Consider the following 18,962-nt stretch of genomic DNA (forward strand, 5'->3'; position numbering starts at 1 on the left):
CTTAACGTTCAAGCTCCGCCAATAATTGCTGTGGCGGCAGTAGCCCAGGAACTAACTGCCCAGACGGCAGGACAAAAGCGGGTGTACCGCGCACTCCAAATTTGTGGCCCAAAGCATAGTGAGCGGCTATGGGAGCTTCACAATTAGCCGCCGGTAGAGCTTGGTCTTGCTTAATAGCAGTTAATGCTTGACGCTGATCGTCTGCACACCACGCTTGTTCCAATAACTTTGCAGCAGAGCCAGTTAAACCTGTGCGCGGCCAAGCTAAATATCGCACACTAATACCTAGTGCTTGATAGTCTTCTAGTCGTTCATGTAACTGCCGGCAATAACCACAACTAGGATCGGTAAAAACGTACACCACATGCTTAACATCTGGTGCCGCATACTCTATGGTGGAATCAGCCCATGTGGCTACATCACGCTGCCGCATAGCATTGAGTGATAAATCACTCAAATTAACGGGCTCAGCAGCGGTAATATCATAGATACGACCACTGATTAACTGGCTCCCGTCAATATTGGTGTAAACCAATCCTTGATTGGTAATGACCTCGATTAGTCCACCCATGGGTGCTGCTTGATGAGACTCTACAACAAACCCCATTTGCTCCAGATAGGCCGTGTTAAATTCGGTTTCTTGACTATTCCCTAAATTAGCTTTAGAAGCGGGTTGGCAGGCGATTAAGGCCGCAGCAACAATAGGAACGGTTAGCTGTTTTAACGAAGAAAAAGATAATTGCATAAAGATTAAGCTCGTGGATGATGGGTAGCATGTAGTTGTTGCAATCTCTCGCGTGCTACATGAGTGTAAATTTGGGTGGTAGACAAGTCACTATGGCCCAGTAACATTTGCAACACGCGCAGATCTGCTCCGTGATTAAGTAAATGTGTTGCGAACGCATGGCGCAACGTATGTGGCGATAAATGCGACCGAATCTCTGCTTGTTGCGCATAATACTTAATTCGATACCAGAAAGCCTGCCGCGTTAACGGCCCTCCTCGGCGCGTAACAAAAACCCAATCATGGGGTTGCTTACACAGCACCGGACGCGCCTCAGCAAAATAGCGTTGTAACCATTCTAACGCAACTTCTCCAAGGGGCACTAAACGTTCTTTGTTACCTTTACCTATCACTCTTACTAGCTCTTGCTGCAGGCTTATTTGGTCGACATTTAACTGTACCAATTCAGTTACGCGTAAGCCAGTAGCATAAAGTATTTCTAGCATCGCCTTATCGCGCAGTTGAATCACATCACTAGTATCGGGAGCATTTAACAGATCTTCAACCTCAAGCTCTGAGAGGCTGTGGGGGATAGCCTGAGGTTGCTTTGGGCGTTGTAACTTTGCAGTTGGGTCAGTGCTACATAGCTGCTGCTGCACCGCCCACTGAAAAAATTTCTTCAAAGCGCTCAGAAGACGAGAAGTGCTACGTGGTGAAAAACCTTGCTGGCGTCGCCACAACAGAAAGTCTTCGAGATCGACAGCGCTCAACGTGAGTAAATCTTTGCGCTGCCGAGTGCGGACAAATTTATAGCAATTCACGATATCTGAGCGATAAGCTGCACGTGTGTGTTTACTAATGCCCTGCTGCAACCATAAACGGTCTAAAAATTGTTCTATTAGTTCTTCTGTTGCGGCTGGAATCATGAATACTAAGGCTCATTTGTAGACAGGTATAGAGATTTTACCCTATTAACGGTTTACACGCAGGCTCAATCTGCTATCATGCAGCGCTCGTGTGGAGGGGTTCCCGAGCGGTCAAAGGGATCAGACTGTAAATCTGACGGCTCAGCCTTCGCAGGTTCGAATCCTGCCCCCTCCACCACTTTCCTTTCTGGTTTCATCAAACAATTATTAACTACCAAACCAACACCAACTTACCCATAGTGTCATTATGCTTAAGTCGTTGGATGGCTTCGCCTACCTGTGCCACAGGAAGTATCGAATCAATATTGGCGGTTAGTTTTTCTGCTTCAAATAGCGGCCATACGTGGTCAAACAAGGCGGCCATAATTCTTGCTTTCACTTGATTGGGCTGATTTCTTATAGTGCTGCCAATAAGCCGCTGGCGTTTCATTAATAGCCTTGCGGCATCTAACTCTGCCAAACGTCCGCCCATAAGCCCTATCACCACTAATCGACCATCTTGACGCAGCACTCGTTGATTGGCTGGTAAATAATCACCAACCACCGGGTCTAAAATAATATCAGCGCCCCCCCAAGCTTTTACCGCCTCGGTAAAATCTCCAGCACCGCGCAACCAGCCTTGTGCCGCCCCCAGACCTTTACAATGGTCTAACTTTGCTTGACTGCTAACAGTAACAAACGTCGGGTTACCAAACTCACGGGCTAGTTGCAATCCTGCCTGCCCCACTGCGCTGGCACCGGCATGTAATAAAATATGCTCGCCTGGCTGCGCCGCTGCTAGCATGTATAAATTGTAGAAAGCGGTGGCAAAAACTTCACAGATACCAGCAGCCGCTGGTAATTGCATCCCAGCTGGCAGAGGTAGTACTTGATTAGCCGGCACCGCCACGTACTCGGCATAACCGCCGCCACTAAGTAATGCGCACACCGATTGACCGCGCTGAAAGTGCTGAACATCGGCTCCAACTTCAGCAATCCAGCCGCTAACCTCCAACCCCAACACCTCTGAAGCACCAGCTGGCGGTGGATAATGCCCTGCAAGCTGCATCACATCAGCACGGTTCATGCCACTGTAGGCAACCTTGATCACCACCTCGTTGGCGCCAGCTTGGGGCCGTTGCTGGTGAATCATCTCGGGTTCGCCCGCAGCGTTAGGTACAATCACTCGCATCATCTTGCTTTCTACTCCTTAGCAATAGCCGGGCAATACTAGCTTAACCAGTTAAACGTCCAGCTTGGTAATCTCGAATCGCTTGTTCAATTTCGGCCGGCGAATTCATCACGAAAGGCCCATATTGGCTGATAGGTTCACCAATGGGGTGGCCCGCTAAGAGAACAACACCCGCTAACTCAGAGCTCTGCAACTGTAGATTATCAGTGGCATTCAAGCGGACCAACTCACCGCGCTCTAGCTGCGAGCCATTCAGACTAACTTGCCCTTGGTAGACATACAAGAGTCGAGTCTGTTGCTGCTGCGAGGATAACTCTAATTCCGCTTTCGGCTGTAGGCGTACATCCAGCATCAAAAATTCTTGCTCCGGCTGTTGAATGGGCCCTACAGCATCTTCATATGAACCTGCAATCACGCGAATTTCATAGTTATCTCGCTCGATTAGGCCCAGCTTATGTTGCGGGTAATCAGCCCAATCAGCCGCCTCCATTTTACGTGCTGCGGGTAGATTAAGCCATAACTGAAAGCCCCACATCAGGCCGTCTTCTTGCTTTGGCATTTCGGCGTGAATGATCCCGCGTGCTGCCTTCATCCATTGGGCTCCGCCGGCTTCAACCACGCCTGTGTTGCCATTTGAATCCTTGTGCTCCATCCGCCCTGCTAACATGTAAGTGAGGGTAACAAAGCCACGATGCGGATGCGGCGGAAATCCCGCAATATAATCATTGGGATTATCAGAACGAAACTCATCCAACATTAAAAAAGGATCCTGATGCCGTAGTTGCGGCTGATTAATGACCCGCGTTAGTTTAACCCCAGCTCCGTCTTGAGCTGGGATACCGCGGTAGCGACCCGTAATAACGTGCGCCATAGTTAAGCTCCTAACACAGAACCACGTGAATGTGGTTGATTAAAGTCTAATTCCGGACCTTCAGGCACAATGCCGGTTGGGTTGATCATGGTATGACTGCTGTAGTAATGAGTTTTGATATGATCCATTAAGACCGTCTCGGCAATCCCTGGTACTTGATAAAGTTGCCGTACATAGTCCCACAGATTAGGATAATCAATAAGCCGCTGCCGGTTGGTTTTGAAGTGACTGTAATACACAGCATCAAATCTAATTAAGGTGGTAAACAAACGCCAATCGGCTTCCGTAATTTGGTCACCAGCTAGAAAAGGTTGTTGCGCTAAAATGCCCTCGACCGTATCAAGTTCATCAAAAAGCTCTCGGTAAGCACGCTGGTATGCGGGAGCCTTAGTCGCAAAACCACATTTATACACGCCATTGTTGATACGATCGTAGACCCGTTCATTGATGCTATCAATCGGCTCAGCTAACTCATCTGGATAAAAATCTACTTGATTTCCTGTGAGTTCATTAAACGCAGAGTTAAACATCCGAATAATATCCGCAGACTCATTACTGACTATCGTTTTACGTTGCTTATCCCACAATACCGGCACTGTGACTCTACCACTGTAGTTCGGGTTAGCTTGTAGATACAATTGATACAGGTAGTTATGTTGATATAAAGGATCTTGTAAAGATTCGGACGGATTATCGCCAAACCCTTGTGAGCTAAATTCCCAACCATTTTCAAGCATCAATGGATGCACCGCAGATACGCTAATATGATCTTCTAAGCCCTTTAACTTTCGAAAGATTAAGGTTCGATGTGCCCACGGACAAGCGTAGGATACGTATAAGTGGTAGCGACCTGACTCGGGTTTAAATTCAGCATCCTGATCGTTACTGATCCAATTTCTAAATAGCGCTGCACTGCGCTCGAAAGCGCCTTCATGGCTATCAGTGTCGTACCACTTATCTTGCCATCTTCCATCTACTAATAAGCCCATCTGCTTATCCTCCGCTTTAACAGTTAATAACGGAGTAAGTATAGCTGGCAACTAATCGAATAATAATCGGAATTTAATCAGCAAACCTTTCTATTTATTAGAAAGGTATTTGGGGGACTGTGCTATTAAATCTGCTACCACAGCAGCACTGATTTGATTTGCCCGCTGTTGTAACTGTTGATGCAACTGGGTAAATTCTTGCGCCAACATAGCTTGATTGGCAGGATCTAACTGCCGCTCTAGTGCTTGCGCTAAGTTATCTACGGTTGCTTGTTGTTGAGCAAACTCAGGGACCAAAGCTTGATCCGCCAAGAGATTTGGTAGGCTAAAATACTTAGCTTTAAATAAGCGTTTAATTAACTGATAACTTAACCAATTAAACCGATAGGCCACCACCATCGGACGCTTAATAAGCATGGCTTCAAGGGTGACTGTGCCTGAGGTGAGTAACAAGCCGTCAGCAGCCGCCATGGCGGTACGGGCTTGGCCATCAATCAGTTGGATGCGTAACTGTGGTGAATAACGAGCAATGAGCTGACTAAATTGTTCGGCTCGCGCAGAACTTATCATCGGAGCAATGAACAACCAATTCGGATGTTGCTCCTGCAACTGCTGCGCAGTTTGCAAAAACAGTGGCCCTAATCTGGCTATCTCACCTTTCCGACTACCTGGTAGCAACCCGATAATGCGAGTTTGCTCAGGCAAATCTAAATCGGCTCTTGCTTGCTGCTTATCCGAATGCAGCGCAATACTATCAGCAAGTGGATGACCAACAAAAGTAGCAGCTAACTGGTGCTGATCATAAAACTGCTTTTCAAACGGTAAAAGGCACAAAACATGGTCTACCGCCGCTTTAATTCCTTTAATTCGCCCTTGGCGCCACGCCCAAACACTTGGGCTAACATAATGTACAGTGGCGATGCCGTGGCGCTTTAACTGTTTAGCTATAGGGAGATTAAAATCAGGGGCGTCAATCCCAATAAACACGTCTGGGCGTCGTGCTAACATGGTCTGAACCAGCAGTTTGCGATGCTTTAGTAGGGTCCATAGACGCCCCAGAACTTCTGCGATTCCCATCACAGCTAAATCATCCATGGGTACTAAACTGGTGAGCCCTTGCGCTTGCATTAACGGACCACCTACCCCAATAAATTCAGCGTTAGGATACTTAACGCGCAACTCTGCAAGCATTCCGGCACCTAATAAATCGCCCGAATGCTCACCTGCTATCACTGCAATTAGAGGAGCTGACTGTGTCACTTCCATTTCACTCATCATCGAAACATGCTGATTAGGTTAGCGAATAATGCCACGGCGGCTTTGTTGCACAAATTCAATAAGTGGACCTAATTCTGCCGCATTCAATTCTTGCATCTGGGAAACCGCCTCGGTGACGGTGAGCCCCTGTCGATACAGTAGTTTAAAGGCACGTTTGATATTCAAAATTTGTTCACTGGTGAAACCACGCCGTTTTAATCCTTCGCTATTAATGGTACGAGGAACAGCATTGTGACCCTGCGCCATCACGTAGGGCGGAACATCCTGCACCACCACAGAATTTACTGCGGTAAAAGCATGGGCCCCAATATGGCAAAACTGATGAACTCCAGTAAAGCCACCTAAAATGGCCCAGTCACCCACATGAACATGGCCTGCTAACGAGGTGTTATTAGCTAAAATAACATGATCACCAACCATGCAATCATGAGCAACATGAACGTACGCCATTAAGAGATTGTCATCACCAATTTGGGTTAACCCTTGATCTTGCACCGTGCCGCGATGGATGGTCACACATTCGCGAATAATGTTGTTATCACCTATCACTAAGCGAGTTGGCTCGCCCGCATATTTTTTATCTTGGCAGTCTTCACCAACCGAAGAGAATTGAAAAATGCGATTGTTTTTACCAAGAGTGGTTGGCCCTTTAACTACCACATGGGGCCCAATCACAGTGCCATCACCTATCTCTACATCGGCACCAATAATACTGTAAGGGCCAATTTCTACATTGGTCCCAAGCTTTGCACTTTTATCAACAATCGCAGTCGAATGAATCACTTAAACTTCTCTTCTTGCACAAATAATATCGCAACTACAGGCTAACTCACCGTCAACTTCGGCGCGTCCTTTAAACACCCAAATACCGCGGCGTTCTTTCTCAAAGGTAACATGCAGATGCATAGTGTCACCAGGCAGAACCTGCTTTTTAAAACGAGCGTTATCCACCCCAGCAAATAAGTATAGATCTTTTGCGCCCGGCGTGCTTGCCGTTATCTTAAATCCAAGTAATCCAGCCGCTTGGGCTAAGGCTTCTAAAATAAGTACCCCAGGAAAAATTGGATTTTCAGGAAAGTGTCCAGTAAATATCGGCTCGTTAACACTCACGTTTTTTACCGCATGAATCCGAGTTTGATGGTCACAAGCTAATACTTTATCAACCAACAAAAAAGGATACCGATGCGGTAACAAGCTTAAAATTTCTTTAATATCAAAAGCGCCATCTGCTGACAAAACAAGGTCCTCTTACTCGCTAGCACTAGCTAGCTGATTTTCTAACTTCTTCACCCGCTGAAAGAGCTCGTCAAGTTGACGGTAACGAGCACCGTTCCGGCGCCACTCGCGATGAGGCGCAGCAGGGATACCCGAGGCGTAAACGCCGGGCTCAGAAATACCTTTAATCACCATCGAGAAGCCACTTATTTGCACGTCATCACAAATTTCAATGTGGCCATTGATGGCTGTTGCACCGCCAATTAAGCAACGCTTACCAATGCGGCAGCTCCCTGCCAACACAGTACAACCTGCAATGGCTGTGTCTTCATCAATAAATACATTGTGCGCTATTTGGCACTGATTATCGATAATACAGCCATCACTAATAATAGTGTCGTCTAGCGCACCGCGATCGATGGTAGTGCTAGCGCCAATATCTACCCGGTTACCGATAACTACACGTCCTAGTTGCGGGATCTTAACCCATTTACCCTGCTCATTGGCCCAGCCAAAACCGTCAGCACCTATGATGGTGCCTGCATGCACGAGACAATGCTCCCCAATCACACAGCCATGGTAAACCACCACGTGTTGCCATAATTGGGTTGCCCGACCAATTTCAACTCTTGGTCCAATATAGCAGCCCACGCCAATCACCACATCATCTGCGATAACCGCATGCTCAGCGATAACGGTGTTAGCACCAATAGCAACATTTGCTCCAATCTTTGCGGTTGGATGAATTTGTGCAGAGGCATGAATATGGTCAGCTGGTTTTGGTGTGGTATCTAAAAGTTGCGCTACTTTAGCAAAGCCAGCATAAGGATTACGGGTACGCAGGGCCGCCAAACCAGCTGGTAACTCCACATTAGGTGCCACAATCACGGCACTGGCTTGGGTAGTGTCTAGCTGCGAGCGATATTTTTCATTGGCTAAAAAGGCAATTTGCCCCGGCTTAGCCGAGGCAAGGGTTGCGACACCAGTGATGGTGATTTCACCATCACCGTGTACTTCAGCTTCAATCGCCTCAGCCAATTGCTGTAACAGCAATGTCTGATTCGTCATAGCCTTAGTTGCCACCAGTCATTTTTTTAATCACAGCATCAGTGAGGTCAGATGCTTCAGTAGCATAAGCTAACGCTGAACGCTGCAGAACAAGATCAAACTGTTGCGCAGTAGCTACGTCTTGAGTGTTGCGCATGATATCCATCAATAGTTGGTCGCGTAATTCGTTTTGACGACGACCCATATCTTCACGTACCGCTTTTACTTTAAGCTGATAGGTGGTTTCTAACATCTCCATTTCACGCTGCATGTTCAAGCGTTCTTGATTAGACATGATAGATGCATCACGTTGCGCTTTTTCTTGTAGCTCGCGCATTTGATTTTCAAGTTTAGAAACTTCGTCAATACGGCTCTTAAACTCAGTTTGAACTTGGGTTTCAAGTTCACGAGCTTGTGGCAGGTTCTGCAATACTTCTTGCACGTTAATCACGCCAACTTTCTGTTGTGCTTCTGCTGCATTAGCAAAAACTGCGGTAGCTAGTAACGCTGCTGCAACACCTGTTTTCATTAAAGTATTCACAATAAAACTCCTTGATATATTTTATAATTTTTCAAATTAGAAGGTGGTACCGATATTAAAGCTGAAGACCTGGGTTTTATCACCATCTTCTGACTTCAGTGGGCGCCCTAAAGAGAAGGTCAACGGCCCCATCGGTGAAATCCACTGCACAGAAATACCTGCAGATGCGCGGAACGAGTTAGGCTTACTAAAATCCTCTAATGGGTACGAGTTAGGATTAAGCTGCAATTTGGCATAATCGTCGTAATTAAACTCGGTATCCCATACGTTACCCACATCTACGTAGAAACTTGTACGAACTGTATTCTTATTCTCTTCAGAAATAAACGGTGTTGGTACAATTAATTCTAATCCACCCACGAACAATGCATTACCGCCCACCGAGTATTGGCTTACAGCCAAGGTATCCGTGTATTCGGGCAGCGGACTCGTTACTGGACCACCATCTACCGGCGGCAAGCCAGGAATGGATTGAGTATAACGATAGACTGCTTTCGGACCAATGGTGTTAGCTTCAAAACCGCGTAAATTATCGCGTCCACCAACGCGGAAGTTCTCATAGAATGGATACAGATATTCGTTACCGTTATCATCTTTACCATAACCGTTACCATAGCCTAACCGCATCCGGGTCATAAACACAAAACTATGAGTATCAGTTAATGGGAAATACTGGCGATAATCGTAGTTTACACGGAAGTAATTAACATCGCTCAAAGGCGCCGATATGCCAACTGACACCGAGTTAGATGACCCAGCTGTCGGGAACATACCACGGTTTAAAGTCACACGGTTCCAAGCTGCGGTAAGTTCGTAGATGTCAAAAGCCACCCCATCGTTTGGAGTACGTTTGTCAACATATGGTTTATAAAACCGCGTGATCTGCTCGTAACTTTCAACATCATTAATTTCTTCGCTACGATAGGTTGCACCAAAGCTTAAACTTTGGATTTCGCTAATGGGGAAGCCCACGTTAGCGCTAATACCGTATTGCTTCTTGTTGTAGCGAATGTAGTTATCTAACTTACCAGCATCAAACTCGCTCATGTACACGCTACCGGTTAAGCTCACGCCATCTTTAGTAAAGTAGCGGTCGGTATAAGCAACACTTGCAGTACGATTATATTTATTAGTGTTTACGTTGATCGCAGCGCGGTTACCCGAGCCCAAGAAGTTTTCTTGCGACGCACCAACACCGATTTGTAGACCTGAGTAGTCACCGTAACCAAAGCTAAAGTTAAATGAACCTGACGGCTGCTCTTTAACCACAAAATCAATATCTACACGCTCATCACTACCATCTACTTTGGTAGTATTGGTTTCTACGGTTTCAAAAAAGCCTAAACGCTCTAACCGAACCTTACTTTGCTCTACTTGGGCCTCATTAAGTGGAGCCCCTTCAAGTTGACGCATCTCTCGGCGTAAAACTTGATCCGCAGTTACATTGTTACCGATAAAGTTAATTCTATTCACGTAGACGCGTTTGCCAGGGTTGACGGAGAAAATCAAGTCAACTTCGTTGCTACCCTCTTGAATTTCAGGAATAGCGCGAACTTCAGGATACGCATAGCCGAAACGACCATAGAAACGAGCAATAGCCTCTTCTAGGGCGGTTATTTGTGCTGCATTATAAGTCGTACCTGATTTGATGGTGGTGAAAGCTTCAACCATCTCATCATGGCCTTTCAAGTCACCAATCACTCGTACTTCGTTAATGCTGTATACCTCACCTTCTTCAAGGTTCATGGTGATATACACGCCTTTACGATCTGGCGTTAACGTTACTTGAACGGACTTAACCTGAAAGCCCAAATAACCACGGTTTTTGTAGAAACTCTCTAGTGCTTCTAAATCGCCTGATAACTGTTGCTTTTGATAACGGTTTTCACCGATAAAATTCCACCAAGGCAAGCTGTCTTTCAACTCAAATTGATTGAGTATCTCTTCATCAGTAAAACTTTTATTACCCACTAAATTGATTTGTTTAATTTCGGCCGATTCGCCTTCATCAAAGTTCAACCGCACGCTTACTCGATTACGGGTAAGCTCTACCAGTTCTACATCAACCTTAGCGTTGTATTTACCTACACTATGAAAGAAATCTTCAAGGCCTGTTTCGATGCTTGCGATGACGGTACGATCTAGTTGCTCGCCCTCGACAATCCCGCTATCAGTAAGACTCTGAGTGAGCTGCTCATCCTTGATATCTTTGTTTCCCTCAAACTCTATCGAGCTGATGGTTGGGCGCTCCACCACCTCAAAAATAAGCGTGTTATTTTCGCGTTTCGCTTCAATGTAATCAAAGTGGGTGGATGAATAAAGAGAGCGGATACTGTTACGAACTGCGTTCGCATCAACAGTGTCACCTAAACGAATAGGAATATAAGTTAGCGCGGCACCTAGGGCCACTCGTTGTAATCCTCTTACACGGATATCTTCAACGACAAATGTTTCGGTATTTTTGTTGGCACTCTGCTCGGAAGCATTGGGTTCAGAACCTTGGGTTGCACTTTGTGCGTATGCAGTATGTGCAGGAAGAGCCGCCGCTGCTACCAGGGCGCTCAAGAACAGCTGTTTCAACGTCATTCTGTGCTACTTAATTGTTGTGTTGTACATGTCGTTTCATTGCGACAATCGCAGAATATCATTACTGATAGCAATTGCCATTAACGCGAATATAAGCGCGCCACCGATGCGGTAAAAAACTTCTTGCACGCGTTCAGAGACGGGCTTACCGCGTACTCCTTCTACTGCAAGAAAGACTAAGTGCCCACCGTCTAAAACGGGTAATGGCACTAAGTTTATCACCCCAAGGTTAACGCTAATAAGCGCAAGAAACCCTAAAAAGTAGACCAGACCATAACTGGCCGAAGTCCCTGCCCCCTCTGCGATCGCAACTGGACCGCTCAGGTTGCTTACTGACACTACTCCGGTAACCAATTTACCCAGCATTTTTACACTGAGTACAATGAGCTCCCAGGTTCGTTCGGTGCCTTTTATTAATCCATCTATGAAACCATACTGTTGCACAAACCGATATTCTTCGGGATAAGGTGCAACGGTCGGCTCTACTCCTAGAAAACCAATACTTTCTTGTTCTAGTTCGCGGCTGCCTATGGTAACCGGTAACGCGAGTAGTTGCCCATTGCGCTCAACGCTTAGGATTACTTGCTGCCCGGCCGAACTCATAATCAGCTGTCTGGTTTGAGACCAATCTACTACAGGAGTTCCATCAAACTCGACAATTTTATCACCAACGCGCAAATCAGCTTGTGCTGCAGGTGATTCTTCTGCCACATAACTCAGTACTAACGATACACGTTGCTGGTACGGCTGCAAACCTAAATCAACAAAGGTTGGCGTTTGTTGGTCAGATAATCGCCAATCCGCAATATCCAATACATAGTCTCGCTCGCGCAAGCGCTCATCTTGCAGTGTTAGAGTCACCTGTTGCTGCCCTAAAGCACTAGCGAAGGCTAAATTAACTTGTTGCCAATCTTCCGTACGGCGACCATCAACTGCAATAATTTCACTTGGCACCGGAATTGATGCTTGGCTTGCAATTGACTGCTCACGTACATCACCAATGATGGGCTTGACCGATTGCACACCCAGCAAAAACATCACCCACAACACCACGATAGCTAAGATAAAATTAGCTAATGGCCCTGCAGCTATAATGGCAGCTCGTTGTGGTACTGATTTAGCATTGAAACTTAAATGACGCTGGTGCTCTGGCACCTCATCAACGCGCCCATCAAGCATTCGTACATAGCCACCTAGTGGAATAGCACCGATTTGATAAACAGTACCGTCAGCAGCCTGCCGCTGCCATAGTGGCTTACCAAACCCCACCGAAAAGGTTAAGACTTTCACCCCACAACGTCGTGCAACCCAAAAATGTCCAAATTCATGGAAAGTAACTAAGATACCCAGCGTTACTACAAACGCTGCTAACGACCAAACCACTGTTAACATAACCGATAATGCTCCACCCAACGTTGGGCAACCTGTCGCGCTTGTTGATCTATGGCAATGACATCGTCAATTGAGCTAACCGGAGTCACTGCTATTTCGTTCAATACCCTATCACAAATCTCAGCAATAGCGGTAAAGCCAATTTGAGTACTTAAGAAGGCTTCAACTGCGATTTCGTTTGCTGCATTAAGCATGGTAGTGGCGGCTTGCCCTTGCCAGCAAGCCTCAATAGCCAAGGCTAAACAAGGATAACGAGCGGCTTCGGCAGTACTGAACGTTAATTGGCTTAATTGGGAGAAATCAAGTGCTGCAACACCGCTGCTGATACGTGCAGGATAACTTAAACCATAAGCAATTGGCGTACGCATATCCGGCTGTCCTAGTTGTGCTATCACTGAACCGTCGGTAAAACTTACCATAGAATGAATAACACTCTGAGGATGTACCACCACTTCTAATTGCTCGCGTTGACAATTAAACAACCAGCGCGCTTCAATATACTCTAGTCCTTTATTGAGCATGGTGGCGGAGTCTACAGAAATCTTCTGCCCCATACTCCAATTGGGATGGGCACAGGCTGCAGCAGGGGTTTGTTGGGCTAATTCGGCTAAGGGTAGCTCTCTAAAGGGGCCACCTGAGCCGGTAAGCAAGATTTTACTGACCCCGTGAGCGGCTAAATCAGCTTGACCTAAAGCTTGTTGTGCTGCTGTCGGCAAACACTGAAAGATTGCATTATGTTCGCTATCGATGGGCAGCAACTCTGCGCCAGAACGAGCTACAGCGTCCATAAACAGCTGCCCTGACATCACTAAGGCTTCTTTGTTAGCCAGCAAAATACGTTTGCCCGCGTTAACCGCTGCCAAGGTTGGCAATAGCCCGGCGGCACCTACAATAGCTGCCATCACCGTATCTACTTCACTAGCTGAAGCAACATCAAGCAAGGCTGCAGGGCCGATAAGTACTGCCGTGCTGCTACGTTGTTCTAACAGCTGCTGCCGTAGCGCTATACCAGCCTGCTCATCGACCATAACCGCGTAGGTTGGGTTAAAACGTGCACAAATACTCAGCATCTCCGCGACATTAGCATGTGCGGTCACCGCAAAGAGATTAAACCGTTGTGGATGCTCGCTGATAACAGCTAAGGTACTTTTACCAATCGAGCCTGTGGCACCTAAAATCGTAATAGATTGCATACTAGGCCAATAACAATAAGTAAGCTAAAGCAAAGACGGGTAACGCAGCTGTTAAACTATCAATGCGATCTAAAATACCACCGTGCCCTGGCAACAAACTACCGCTGTCTTTTACTCCTGCACAGCGCTTAAACATGCTTTCGTTTAAATCACCAAACACCGATGCAACGACAGTGACTAATCCAGCTAGATAGTAACCAGCGAATTGCTCGGCAGGTACCTTTAACCAATGGGCTACTACCATCATCACCACAAAAGCCAAGGTGATACCACCTAGAAGCCCTTCCATGGTTTTACCTGGGCTGACCGCTGGCATCAGTTTATTGCGCCCATAACGAACCCCAGCAAAATAGGCTCCAACATCGGCGGCCCATACCAGTAACAATACAAACAGTACAGCAAAGCCGCCAAACAACGGCTGCTCAGCATAATTCAAAGAGCGGATAGCCAGCATGCCAGCCCAAGCAGGCACCAGTGTTAACCAACCAAATACGCCCACGATGGAGCGCGTACGCGACCACACTCGCCGACTACGTGGATAATTTAATATCAACACTAAAGCCAACACCCACCAAGCACAGCCCAGCACGATCAGTATGTACAGTGGCTGCGCTAACTCGCCTTGCTGCCATACTTGATCAACCGGCACCCACCACATCAAGGCTGCCAGAATAACACTCACGCTGAGCGTATAAGCGATACGACCTAGGCGTTTGGTGACCCCCATCAATGGCGCCCATTCCCACGCCCCAGCTGTCATCAATATCAGCACCGCCACAGCAAAGCCTGTTAATGGCAGTGCAAACACCGCATAAAGGGCGACTGGTATAAGCACCAGCGCAGTCAGTAAACGTTGTTTAAGCAAGGTTGTCCCCGGTTGTCACATCAGTATCTAAAATAGCCCGTTGCAGTTGCTCGCTGGTCATACCAAAGCGACGCTCGCGACAACTAAAGTCAGCGATTGCTGCTGCAAATTCTTTATCATCAAAGTCGGGCCACAATACTTGGCTAAAATAAAATTCCGCATAAGCTAATTGCCATAGCAGAAAATTGCTAATTCGGTGTTCGCCACCTGTTCTTATTAATAAATCTGGCTCGGGTTGGTCTGCTAATTGTAACTGCTCAGCTAATAAATCAGTTGTGATTTGCTCAGCGTCCAATTCACCATCTCGCACCTTACTCGCCAATTGTCTTGCCGCCGCAGTAATATCCCAACGGCCGCCATAGTTGGCTGCAATATTTAAATTCAAAGCGGTATTATTTGCGGTCATGGCTTCTGCTGTCGCCATTTGTTTCTGTAACCGCTCACTAAACGCACTTTTGTCGCCAATAATACGTAGGCGTACATTATGTTTATGTAACTTCTTTACTTCACGTTTTAGTACCGTCATAAAGAGTTCCATTAACACTGAAACCTCTTGTTGCGGGCGATTCCAGTTTTCACTACTGAAGGCAAACAAAGTTAACGATTGAATACCTTTTTTACGTGCAAACTGCACCGCTTGCCGCACCGCTTCAGCCCCAGCTTTATGGCCAAAGGTGCGGTGTTTGCCGCGCAACTTCGCCCAACGCCCGTTACCATCCATGATGATTGCCACGTGCTTAGGCATTTGAATACTCGAAACGTCCGTGATTGTCATAAATAACGCCATACAAGAAAAAACGCCGTGTGAGTATACCTGACACGGCGCTTTCCACCAATGTGGAATAGAAACAACAGTTTAAACTTCCATCAGATCTTTTTCTTTTTCCGCTAAGGCTTCATCAATTTTAGCGATATAAGTATCTGTCAACTTTTGAATTTCTTCAGTAGCGCGACGTTCTTCGTCTTCGCTAATTTCTTTTTCTTTAAGTAGGTCTTTCAAATCGCTGTTAGCATCACGACGAATGTTACGAATGGCAACTCGCCCTTGCTCTGCTTCATTTCGAACCACTTTAACTAAATCGCGACGACGCTCCTCGGTTAACGGTGGTAATGGCACCCGAATCACAGTACCAGCAGAAGCTGGGTTTAGGCCTAAATCTGAGGTCATGATGGCTTTTTCAACCGCACCTGCTGATGACTTATCAAACACTGTCAAAGCTAACGTACGTGAATCTTCTACCGTGATGTTTGCCAATTGCTTCAACGGAGTATCTACCCCGTAGTAAGGTACCATCACACCATCTAAAATACTTGGATGAGCACGCCCTGTGCGCACTTTTGAAATTTGTGAACGTAGCGCATCTACGCTTTTTTCCATACGCTGTTTAGCGTCTTGCTTAATGTCATTAATCACGTTGTAGTTTCCTTATGTCTTGCTCGTACGCTTGATTATGCGGGGTTAAGCATGCTTTCACTAGCAATAAGTGTACCTTCTTCTTCGCCCATAATCACGGCTCTTAATGCACCTGGCTTATTCATATTAAAGACACGAATAGGAAGATTGTGGTCACGGGCTAGCGTAAATGCCGCTAAATCCATTACTTTAAGTTGTTTTTGTAGCACTTCATCGTAACTGATCTGGCGGTACAGTTGCGCATTGGGGTCTTTAACCGGGTCTGCCGAGTAGACACCATCCACTTTAGTTCCTTTAAGCACTAAATCTGCTTCGATCTCAATACCTCGTAAACAAGCGGCCGAGTCTGTAGTAAAGAATGGATTACCGGTACCCGCAGAGAAAATCACCACACGGCCAGACTTGAGCAAACTAATAGCATCGGCCCAGTTGTAGCTATCGCACACACCGTTAAGCTCTATTGCCGACATTAGGCGAGCATTAACAAAAGCACGATGCAACGCATCACGCATTGCTAAACCATTCATTACGGTTGCTAACATACCCATGTGGTCGCCCACAACTCGATTCATTCCGGCCTTTGCTAAACCTTCACCACGAAATAGGTTGCCACCACCAATGACCAAGCCAACTTGCACCCCAAGCTCTACTAATTCTTTAATTTCCTGAGCCATGCGATCAAGTACTTTGGCATCAATACCAAAAGACTCATCTCCCATTAAGGCTTCACCGCTCAATTTTAATAAAACGCGGCGATAGCTCGGTTTGCTACTTGGTGTCATAGGTTCGCTCCATGTTCAGGTCGTTATACTAACAGATACTTAAAGTTAGCTGCGAGATAGGCCTAGGTACTACTCATCAGCCATCTTAATGGTGTTTATTGTTGTGCTATTCCAGCCTTAGGTCCAGCGCTTTTTGTTACTTTAACTGGATATTCTGAATCTAGTTTATCAACCAAACTAGGTTACTCATAAAAAAACCGCATCATGCCAACCATGATGCGGTTTTCATTAACAACTTAACAGTTTAGCCACAGAACTTAGCATTACGCCTTGTTCGCTGCTGCTGCCATTTGTGCTTGTACTTCAGCTGCGAAATCTTCTGATTTCTTCTCAATGCCTTCACCTACTTCGTAACGTACGAAAGTAACTACGTCGGCACCTTTAGATTTCAGCAAATCAGCAACAGTAATCGCTGGATCTTTCACGAACGCCTGACCAGTTAAGCTGATCTCGCCAGTGAACTTACGCATACGGCCTTCAACCATTTTCTCAGCGATGTCTTGTGGCTTACCACTTTGCATAGCGATATCTAGTTGAATTGCACGCTCTTTCTCAACTACTTCTGCTGATACATCTTCAGGCTTCACAAACTGTGGAGCGCTGGCTGCAACATGCATAGCGATGTCTTTAGCTAACTCATTGTCGCCACCGGTAAGTGCAACTAGTACACCAATACGGCCGCCGTGAACATAGCTTTCTACCACGTCAGCACCAGAAATGGTCATCACGCGGCGAACGTTCATGTTCTCGCCAATTTTAGCAACTAAAGCTTCACGTACTTCTTCTACGGTGCCGCCTTCGATTGCTGTAGCCTTAAGCGCATCAACATCAGTTTCTTTATTAGCAAAAGCTGCGTTGATAACTTTATCACCGAAAGCTAAGAAGCTTTCGTCACGTGCAACGAAGTCAGTTTCGCAGTTAAGCTCAACCAAAGTACCGGTGTTGCCTTCAGTTTTGGTCAGGATTACACCTTCAGCGGCTACGCGACCTGCTTTTTTAGCAGCTTTCGCTTGACCACTTTTACGCATGTTTTCGATCGCCGCTTCGATATCGCCGCCGGTCTCTTCCAATGCTTTTTTGCAATCCATCATGCCAGCGCCAGTGCGCTCGCGCAGTTCTTTAACCAGAGCTGCTGTAATAGCCATGTACTTGTCCTCTAATCAGATGACTTAAAATTATTCAGTTTCAGCTTCAACGAAATCGTCTGCAGAACCTTCAACAACAACGCCACGAGCATCGTTGATAGCAGCTGCAGCAGCGTTCAAGTACAGTTGTACTGCACGAATCGCGTCGTCGTTACCTGGAATGACATAATCAACGCCATCAGGGTTTGAGTTGGTATCAACCACAGAGATAACTGGAATACCTAGGTTGTTAGCTTCTTTGATCGCGATGTGTTCGTGATCTGCATCGATAACAAACAATACGTCTGGCAAGCCAGCCATATCTTTAATACCGCCTAAGCTCTTCTCTAGTTTTTCCATTTCACGGGTGTTAACCAACGCTTCTTTTTTGGTCAACTTGTCGAAAGTACCGTCTTGGCTCATGGTTTCAAGCTCTTTTAAACGCTTGATTGATTGACGTACGGTTTTCCAGTTCGTCAACATACCACCTAACCAACGGTGATTTACGTAAAACTGTTTGCAGCTAATCGCGGCTTCTTGTACTGATTCAGAAGCAGCGCGCTTGGTACCAACAAACAACACTTTGCCTTTGTTGCTAGCAACGTGCTGTAAAAAGTTCAACGCGTCGTTGAACATAGGCACAGTTTTTTCTAAGTTGATGATATGAATCTTGTTACGAGCGCCAAAAATGAACGGCTTCATTTTTGGGTTCCAGAAGCGAGTTTGGTGACCGAAGTGTACACCAGCTTTCAGCATGTCACGCATAGACACGTTTGCCATGATTATTTTCCTTTGTAAGGGGTTATGCCTCCATACATCCCATAGTTCGACTCATCCGCAGCTA

At 46.3% G+C, this 18,962-nt stretch carries 19 protein-coding genes and 1 tRNA gene; 1 reads left to right on the forward strand and 19 read right to left on the reverse strand.

Annotation, left to right across the window (positions count from 1 at the left end):
• Nucleotide 1: 1 nt before the first annotated feature.
• Complete coding sequence (locus tag ACQ661_RS01335; RefSeq protein ID WP_431667396.1) at nt 2–745, reverse strand: thioredoxin fold domain-containing protein; 744 nt, start codon at nt 743–745, stop codon at nt 2–4.
• 5 nt (nt 746–750) lie between these two features.
• Nucleotides 751–1,650: a site-specific tyrosine recombinase XerD gene (gene xerD, locus ACQ661_RS01340; protein WP_110075220.1), complete on the reverse strand. Its 900-nt coding sequence runs from the start codon at nt 1,648–1,650 to the stop codon at nt 751–753.
• A 93-nt stretch (nt 1,651–1,743) separates the two neighbouring features.
• On the opposite strand from xerD, the gene ACQ661_RS01345 reads away from it, so the two are divergent.
• Nucleotides 1,744–1,828, forward strand: a tRNA-Tyr gene (locus ACQ661_RS01345).
• A 33-nt stretch (nt 1,829–1,861) separates the two neighbouring features.
• Here the strand turns inward: ACQ661_RS01345 and ACQ661_RS01350 are convergent.
• The 17 genes from ACQ661_RS01350 to rpsB all read right to left on the reverse strand — a co-directional run bounded on the left by ACQ661_RS01350 (nt 1,862) and on the right by rpsB (nt 18,898).
• Complete coding sequence (locus ACQ661_RS01350; protein ID WP_431667397.1) at nt 1,862–2,824, reverse strand: NAD(P)H-quinone oxidoreductase; 963 nt, start codon at nt 2,822–2,824, stop codon at nt 1,862–1,864.
• A gap of 40 nt (nt 2,825–2,864) precedes the next feature.
• Complete coding sequence (locus ACQ661_RS01355) at nt 2,865–3,692, reverse strand: pirin family protein (RefSeq protein ID WP_313932233.1); 828 nt, start codon at nt 3,690–3,692, stop codon at nt 2,865–2,867.
• Between the two features lie 2 nt (nt 3,693–3,694).
• A complete protein-coding gene (locus ACQ661_RS01360; protein WP_153826126.1) occupies nt 3,695–4,681 on the reverse strand; it encodes a glutathione S-transferase family protein in 987 nt (328 codons plus the stop codon).
• A 90-nt stretch (nt 4,682–4,771) separates the two neighbouring features.
• Nucleotides 4,772–5,959, reverse strand: coding sequence for a lipid-A-disaccharide synthase (gene lpxB, locus ACQ661_RS01365; protein WP_313932232.1), 1,188 nt, complete (start codon nt 5,957–5,959; stop codon nt 4,772–4,774).
• A gap of 18 nt (nt 5,960–5,977) precedes the next feature.
• A complete protein-coding gene (gene lpxA / locus ACQ661_RS01370; RefSeq protein WP_313932231.1) occupies nt 5,978–6,742 on the reverse strand; it encodes an acyl-ACP--UDP-N-acetylglucosamine O-acyltransferase in 765 nt (254 codons plus the stop codon).
• A complete protein-coding gene (gene fabZ / locus ACQ661_RS01375) occupies nt 6,743–7,195 on the reverse strand; it encodes a 3-hydroxyacyl-ACP dehydratase FabZ (RefSeq protein WP_110075224.1) in 453 nt (150 codons plus the stop codon).
• A 12-nt stretch (nt 7,196–7,207) separates the two neighbouring features.
• Nucleotides 7,208–8,242, reverse strand: a complete 1,035-nt coding sequence (lpxD, locus tag ACQ661_RS01380; protein ID WP_110075225.1) for a UDP-3-O-(3-hydroxymyristoyl)glucosamine N-acyltransferase — start codon at nt 8,240–8,242, stop codon at nt 7,208–7,210.
• 4 nt (nt 8,243–8,246) lie between these two features.
• Nucleotides 8,247–8,762, reverse strand: a complete 516-nt coding sequence (locus tag ACQ661_RS01385; RefSeq protein ID WP_153826124.1) for an OmpH family outer membrane protein — start codon at nt 8,760–8,762, stop codon at nt 8,247–8,249.
• Between the two features lie 36 nt (nt 8,763–8,798).
• Nucleotides 8,799–11,348: an outer membrane protein assembly factor BamA gene (bamA, locus tag ACQ661_RS01390; protein ID WP_110075227.1), complete on the reverse strand. Its 2,550-nt coding sequence runs from the start codon at nt 11,346–11,348 to the stop codon at nt 8,799–8,801.
• A 36-nt stretch (nt 11,349–11,384) separates the two neighbouring features.
• Nucleotides 11,385–12,740, reverse strand: coding sequence for a sigma E protease regulator RseP (gene rseP / locus ACQ661_RS01395; RefSeq protein ID WP_313932230.1), 1,356 nt, complete (start codon nt 12,738–12,740; stop codon nt 11,385–11,387).
• Entirely contained in the window at nt 12,734–13,933 is a 1,200-nt protein-coding gene (gene ispC / locus ACQ661_RS01400; RefSeq protein WP_431667398.1) for a 1-deoxy-D-xylulose-5-phosphate reductoisomerase, read from the reverse strand. Before ispC ends, rseP begins: the two co-directional genes overlap by 7 nt.
• Nucleotide 13,934: 1 nt before the next feature.
• Complete coding sequence (locus ACQ661_RS01405; RefSeq protein WP_153826121.1) at nt 13,935–14,798, reverse strand: phosphatidate cytidylyltransferase; 864 nt, start codon at nt 14,796–14,798, stop codon at nt 13,935–13,937.
• Nucleotides 14,791–15,573, reverse strand: coding sequence for a polyprenyl diphosphate synthase (uppS, locus tag ACQ661_RS01410; protein WP_202912495.1), 783 nt, complete (start codon nt 15,571–15,573; stop codon nt 14,791–14,793). Before uppS ends, ACQ661_RS01405 begins: the two co-directional genes overlap by 8 nt.
• 81 nt (nt 15,574–15,654) lie before the next feature.
• On the reverse strand, nt 15,655–16,176 hold the full coding sequence (frr, locus tag ACQ661_RS01415) for a ribosome recycling factor (protein ID WP_153826139.1): 522 nt from the start codon (nt 16,174–16,176) through the stop codon (nt 15,655–15,657).
• Nucleotides 16,177–16,247: 71 nt separating this feature from the next.
• Entirely contained in the window at nt 16,248–16,994 is a 747-nt protein-coding gene (gene pyrH / locus ACQ661_RS01420) for a UMP kinase (protein ID WP_153826120.1), read from the reverse strand.
• 263 nt (nt 16,995–17,257) lie between these two features.
• Nucleotides 17,258–18,139 (reverse strand): translation elongation factor Ts, encoded by an 882-nt coding sequence (gene tsf, locus ACQ661_RS01425; RefSeq protein WP_110075234.1) that lies wholly within the window; start codon nt 18,137–18,139, stop codon nt 17,258–17,260.
• 30 nt (nt 18,140–18,169) lie between these two features.
• Nucleotides 18,170–18,898, reverse strand: coding sequence for a 30S ribosomal protein S2 (gene rpsB / locus ACQ661_RS01430; RefSeq protein WP_110075235.1), 729 nt, complete (start codon nt 18,896–18,898; stop codon nt 18,170–18,172).
• Nucleotides 18,899–18,962: the final 64 nt, after the last annotated feature.

It is taken from the genome of Pseudidiomarina sp. WS423, assembly GCF_050750165.1.
Taxonomy (GTDB): Bacteria; Pseudomonadota; Gammaproteobacteria; order Enterobacterales; family Alteromonadaceae; genus Pseudidiomarina; species Pseudidiomarina fusca.

What these genes read in the sequence shown, in the direction of transcription:
- ACQ661_RS01335 (WP_431667396.1), bottom strand. Translation starts at nt 745, where the DNA reads ATGCAATTATCTTTTTCTTCGTTAAAACAGCTAACCGTTCCTATTGTT.
- xerD (WP_110075220.1), bottom strand. Translation starts at nt 1,650, where the DNA reads ATGATTCCAGCCGCAACAGAAGAACTAATAGAACAATTTTTAGACCGT.
- ACQ661_RS01350 (WP_431667397.1), bottom strand. Translation starts at nt 2,824, where the DNA reads ATGATGCGAGTGATTGTACCTAACGCTGCGGGCGAACCCGAGATGATT.
- ACQ661_RS01355 (WP_313932233.1), bottom strand. Translation starts at nt 3,692, where the DNA reads ATGGCGCACGTTATTACGGGTCGCTACCGCGGTATCCCAGCTCAAGAC.
- ACQ661_RS01360 (WP_153826126.1), bottom strand. Translation starts at nt 4,681, where the DNA reads ATGGGCTTATTAGTAGATGGAAGATGGCAAGATAAGTGGTACGACACT.
- lpxB (WP_313932232.1), bottom strand. Translation starts at nt 5,959, where the DNA reads ATGATGAGTGAAATGGAAGTGACACAGTCAGCTCCTCTAATTGCAGTG.
- lpxD (WP_110075225.1), bottom strand. Translation starts at nt 8,242, where the DNA reads ATGACGAATCAGACATTGCTGTTACAGCAATTGGCTGAGGCGATTGAA.
- bamA (WP_110075227.1), bottom strand. Translation starts at nt 11,348, where the DNA reads ATGACGTTGAAACAGCTGTTCTTGAGCGCCCTGGTAGCAGCGGCGGCT.
- rseP (WP_313932230.1), bottom strand. Translation starts at nt 12,740, where the DNA reads ATGTTAACAGTGGTTTGGTCGTTAGCAGCGTTTGTAGTAACGCTGGGT.
- ispC (WP_431667398.1), bottom strand. Translation starts at nt 13,933, where the DNA reads ATGCAATCTATTACGATTTTAGGTGCCACAGGCTCGATTGGTAAAAGT.
- uppS (WP_202912495.1), bottom strand. Translation starts at nt 15,573, where the DNA reads ATGACAATCACGGACGTTTCGAGTATTCAAATGCCTAAGCACGTGGCA.
- frr (WP_153826139.1), bottom strand. Translation starts at nt 16,176, where the DNA reads ATGGAAAAAAGCGTAGATGCGCTACGTTCACAAATTTCAAAAGTGCGC.
- pyrH (WP_153826120.1), bottom strand. Translation starts at nt 16,994, where the DNA reads ATGACACCAAGTAGCAAACCGAGCTATCGCCGCGTTTTATTAAAATTG.
- tsf (WP_110075234.1), bottom strand. Translation starts at nt 18,139, where the DNA reads ATGGCTATTACAGCAGCTCTGGTTAAAGAACTGCGCGAGCGCACTGGC.
- rpsB (WP_110075235.1), bottom strand. Translation starts at nt 18,898, where the DNA reads ATGGCAAACGTGTCTATGCGTGACATGCTGAAAGCTGGTGTACACTTC.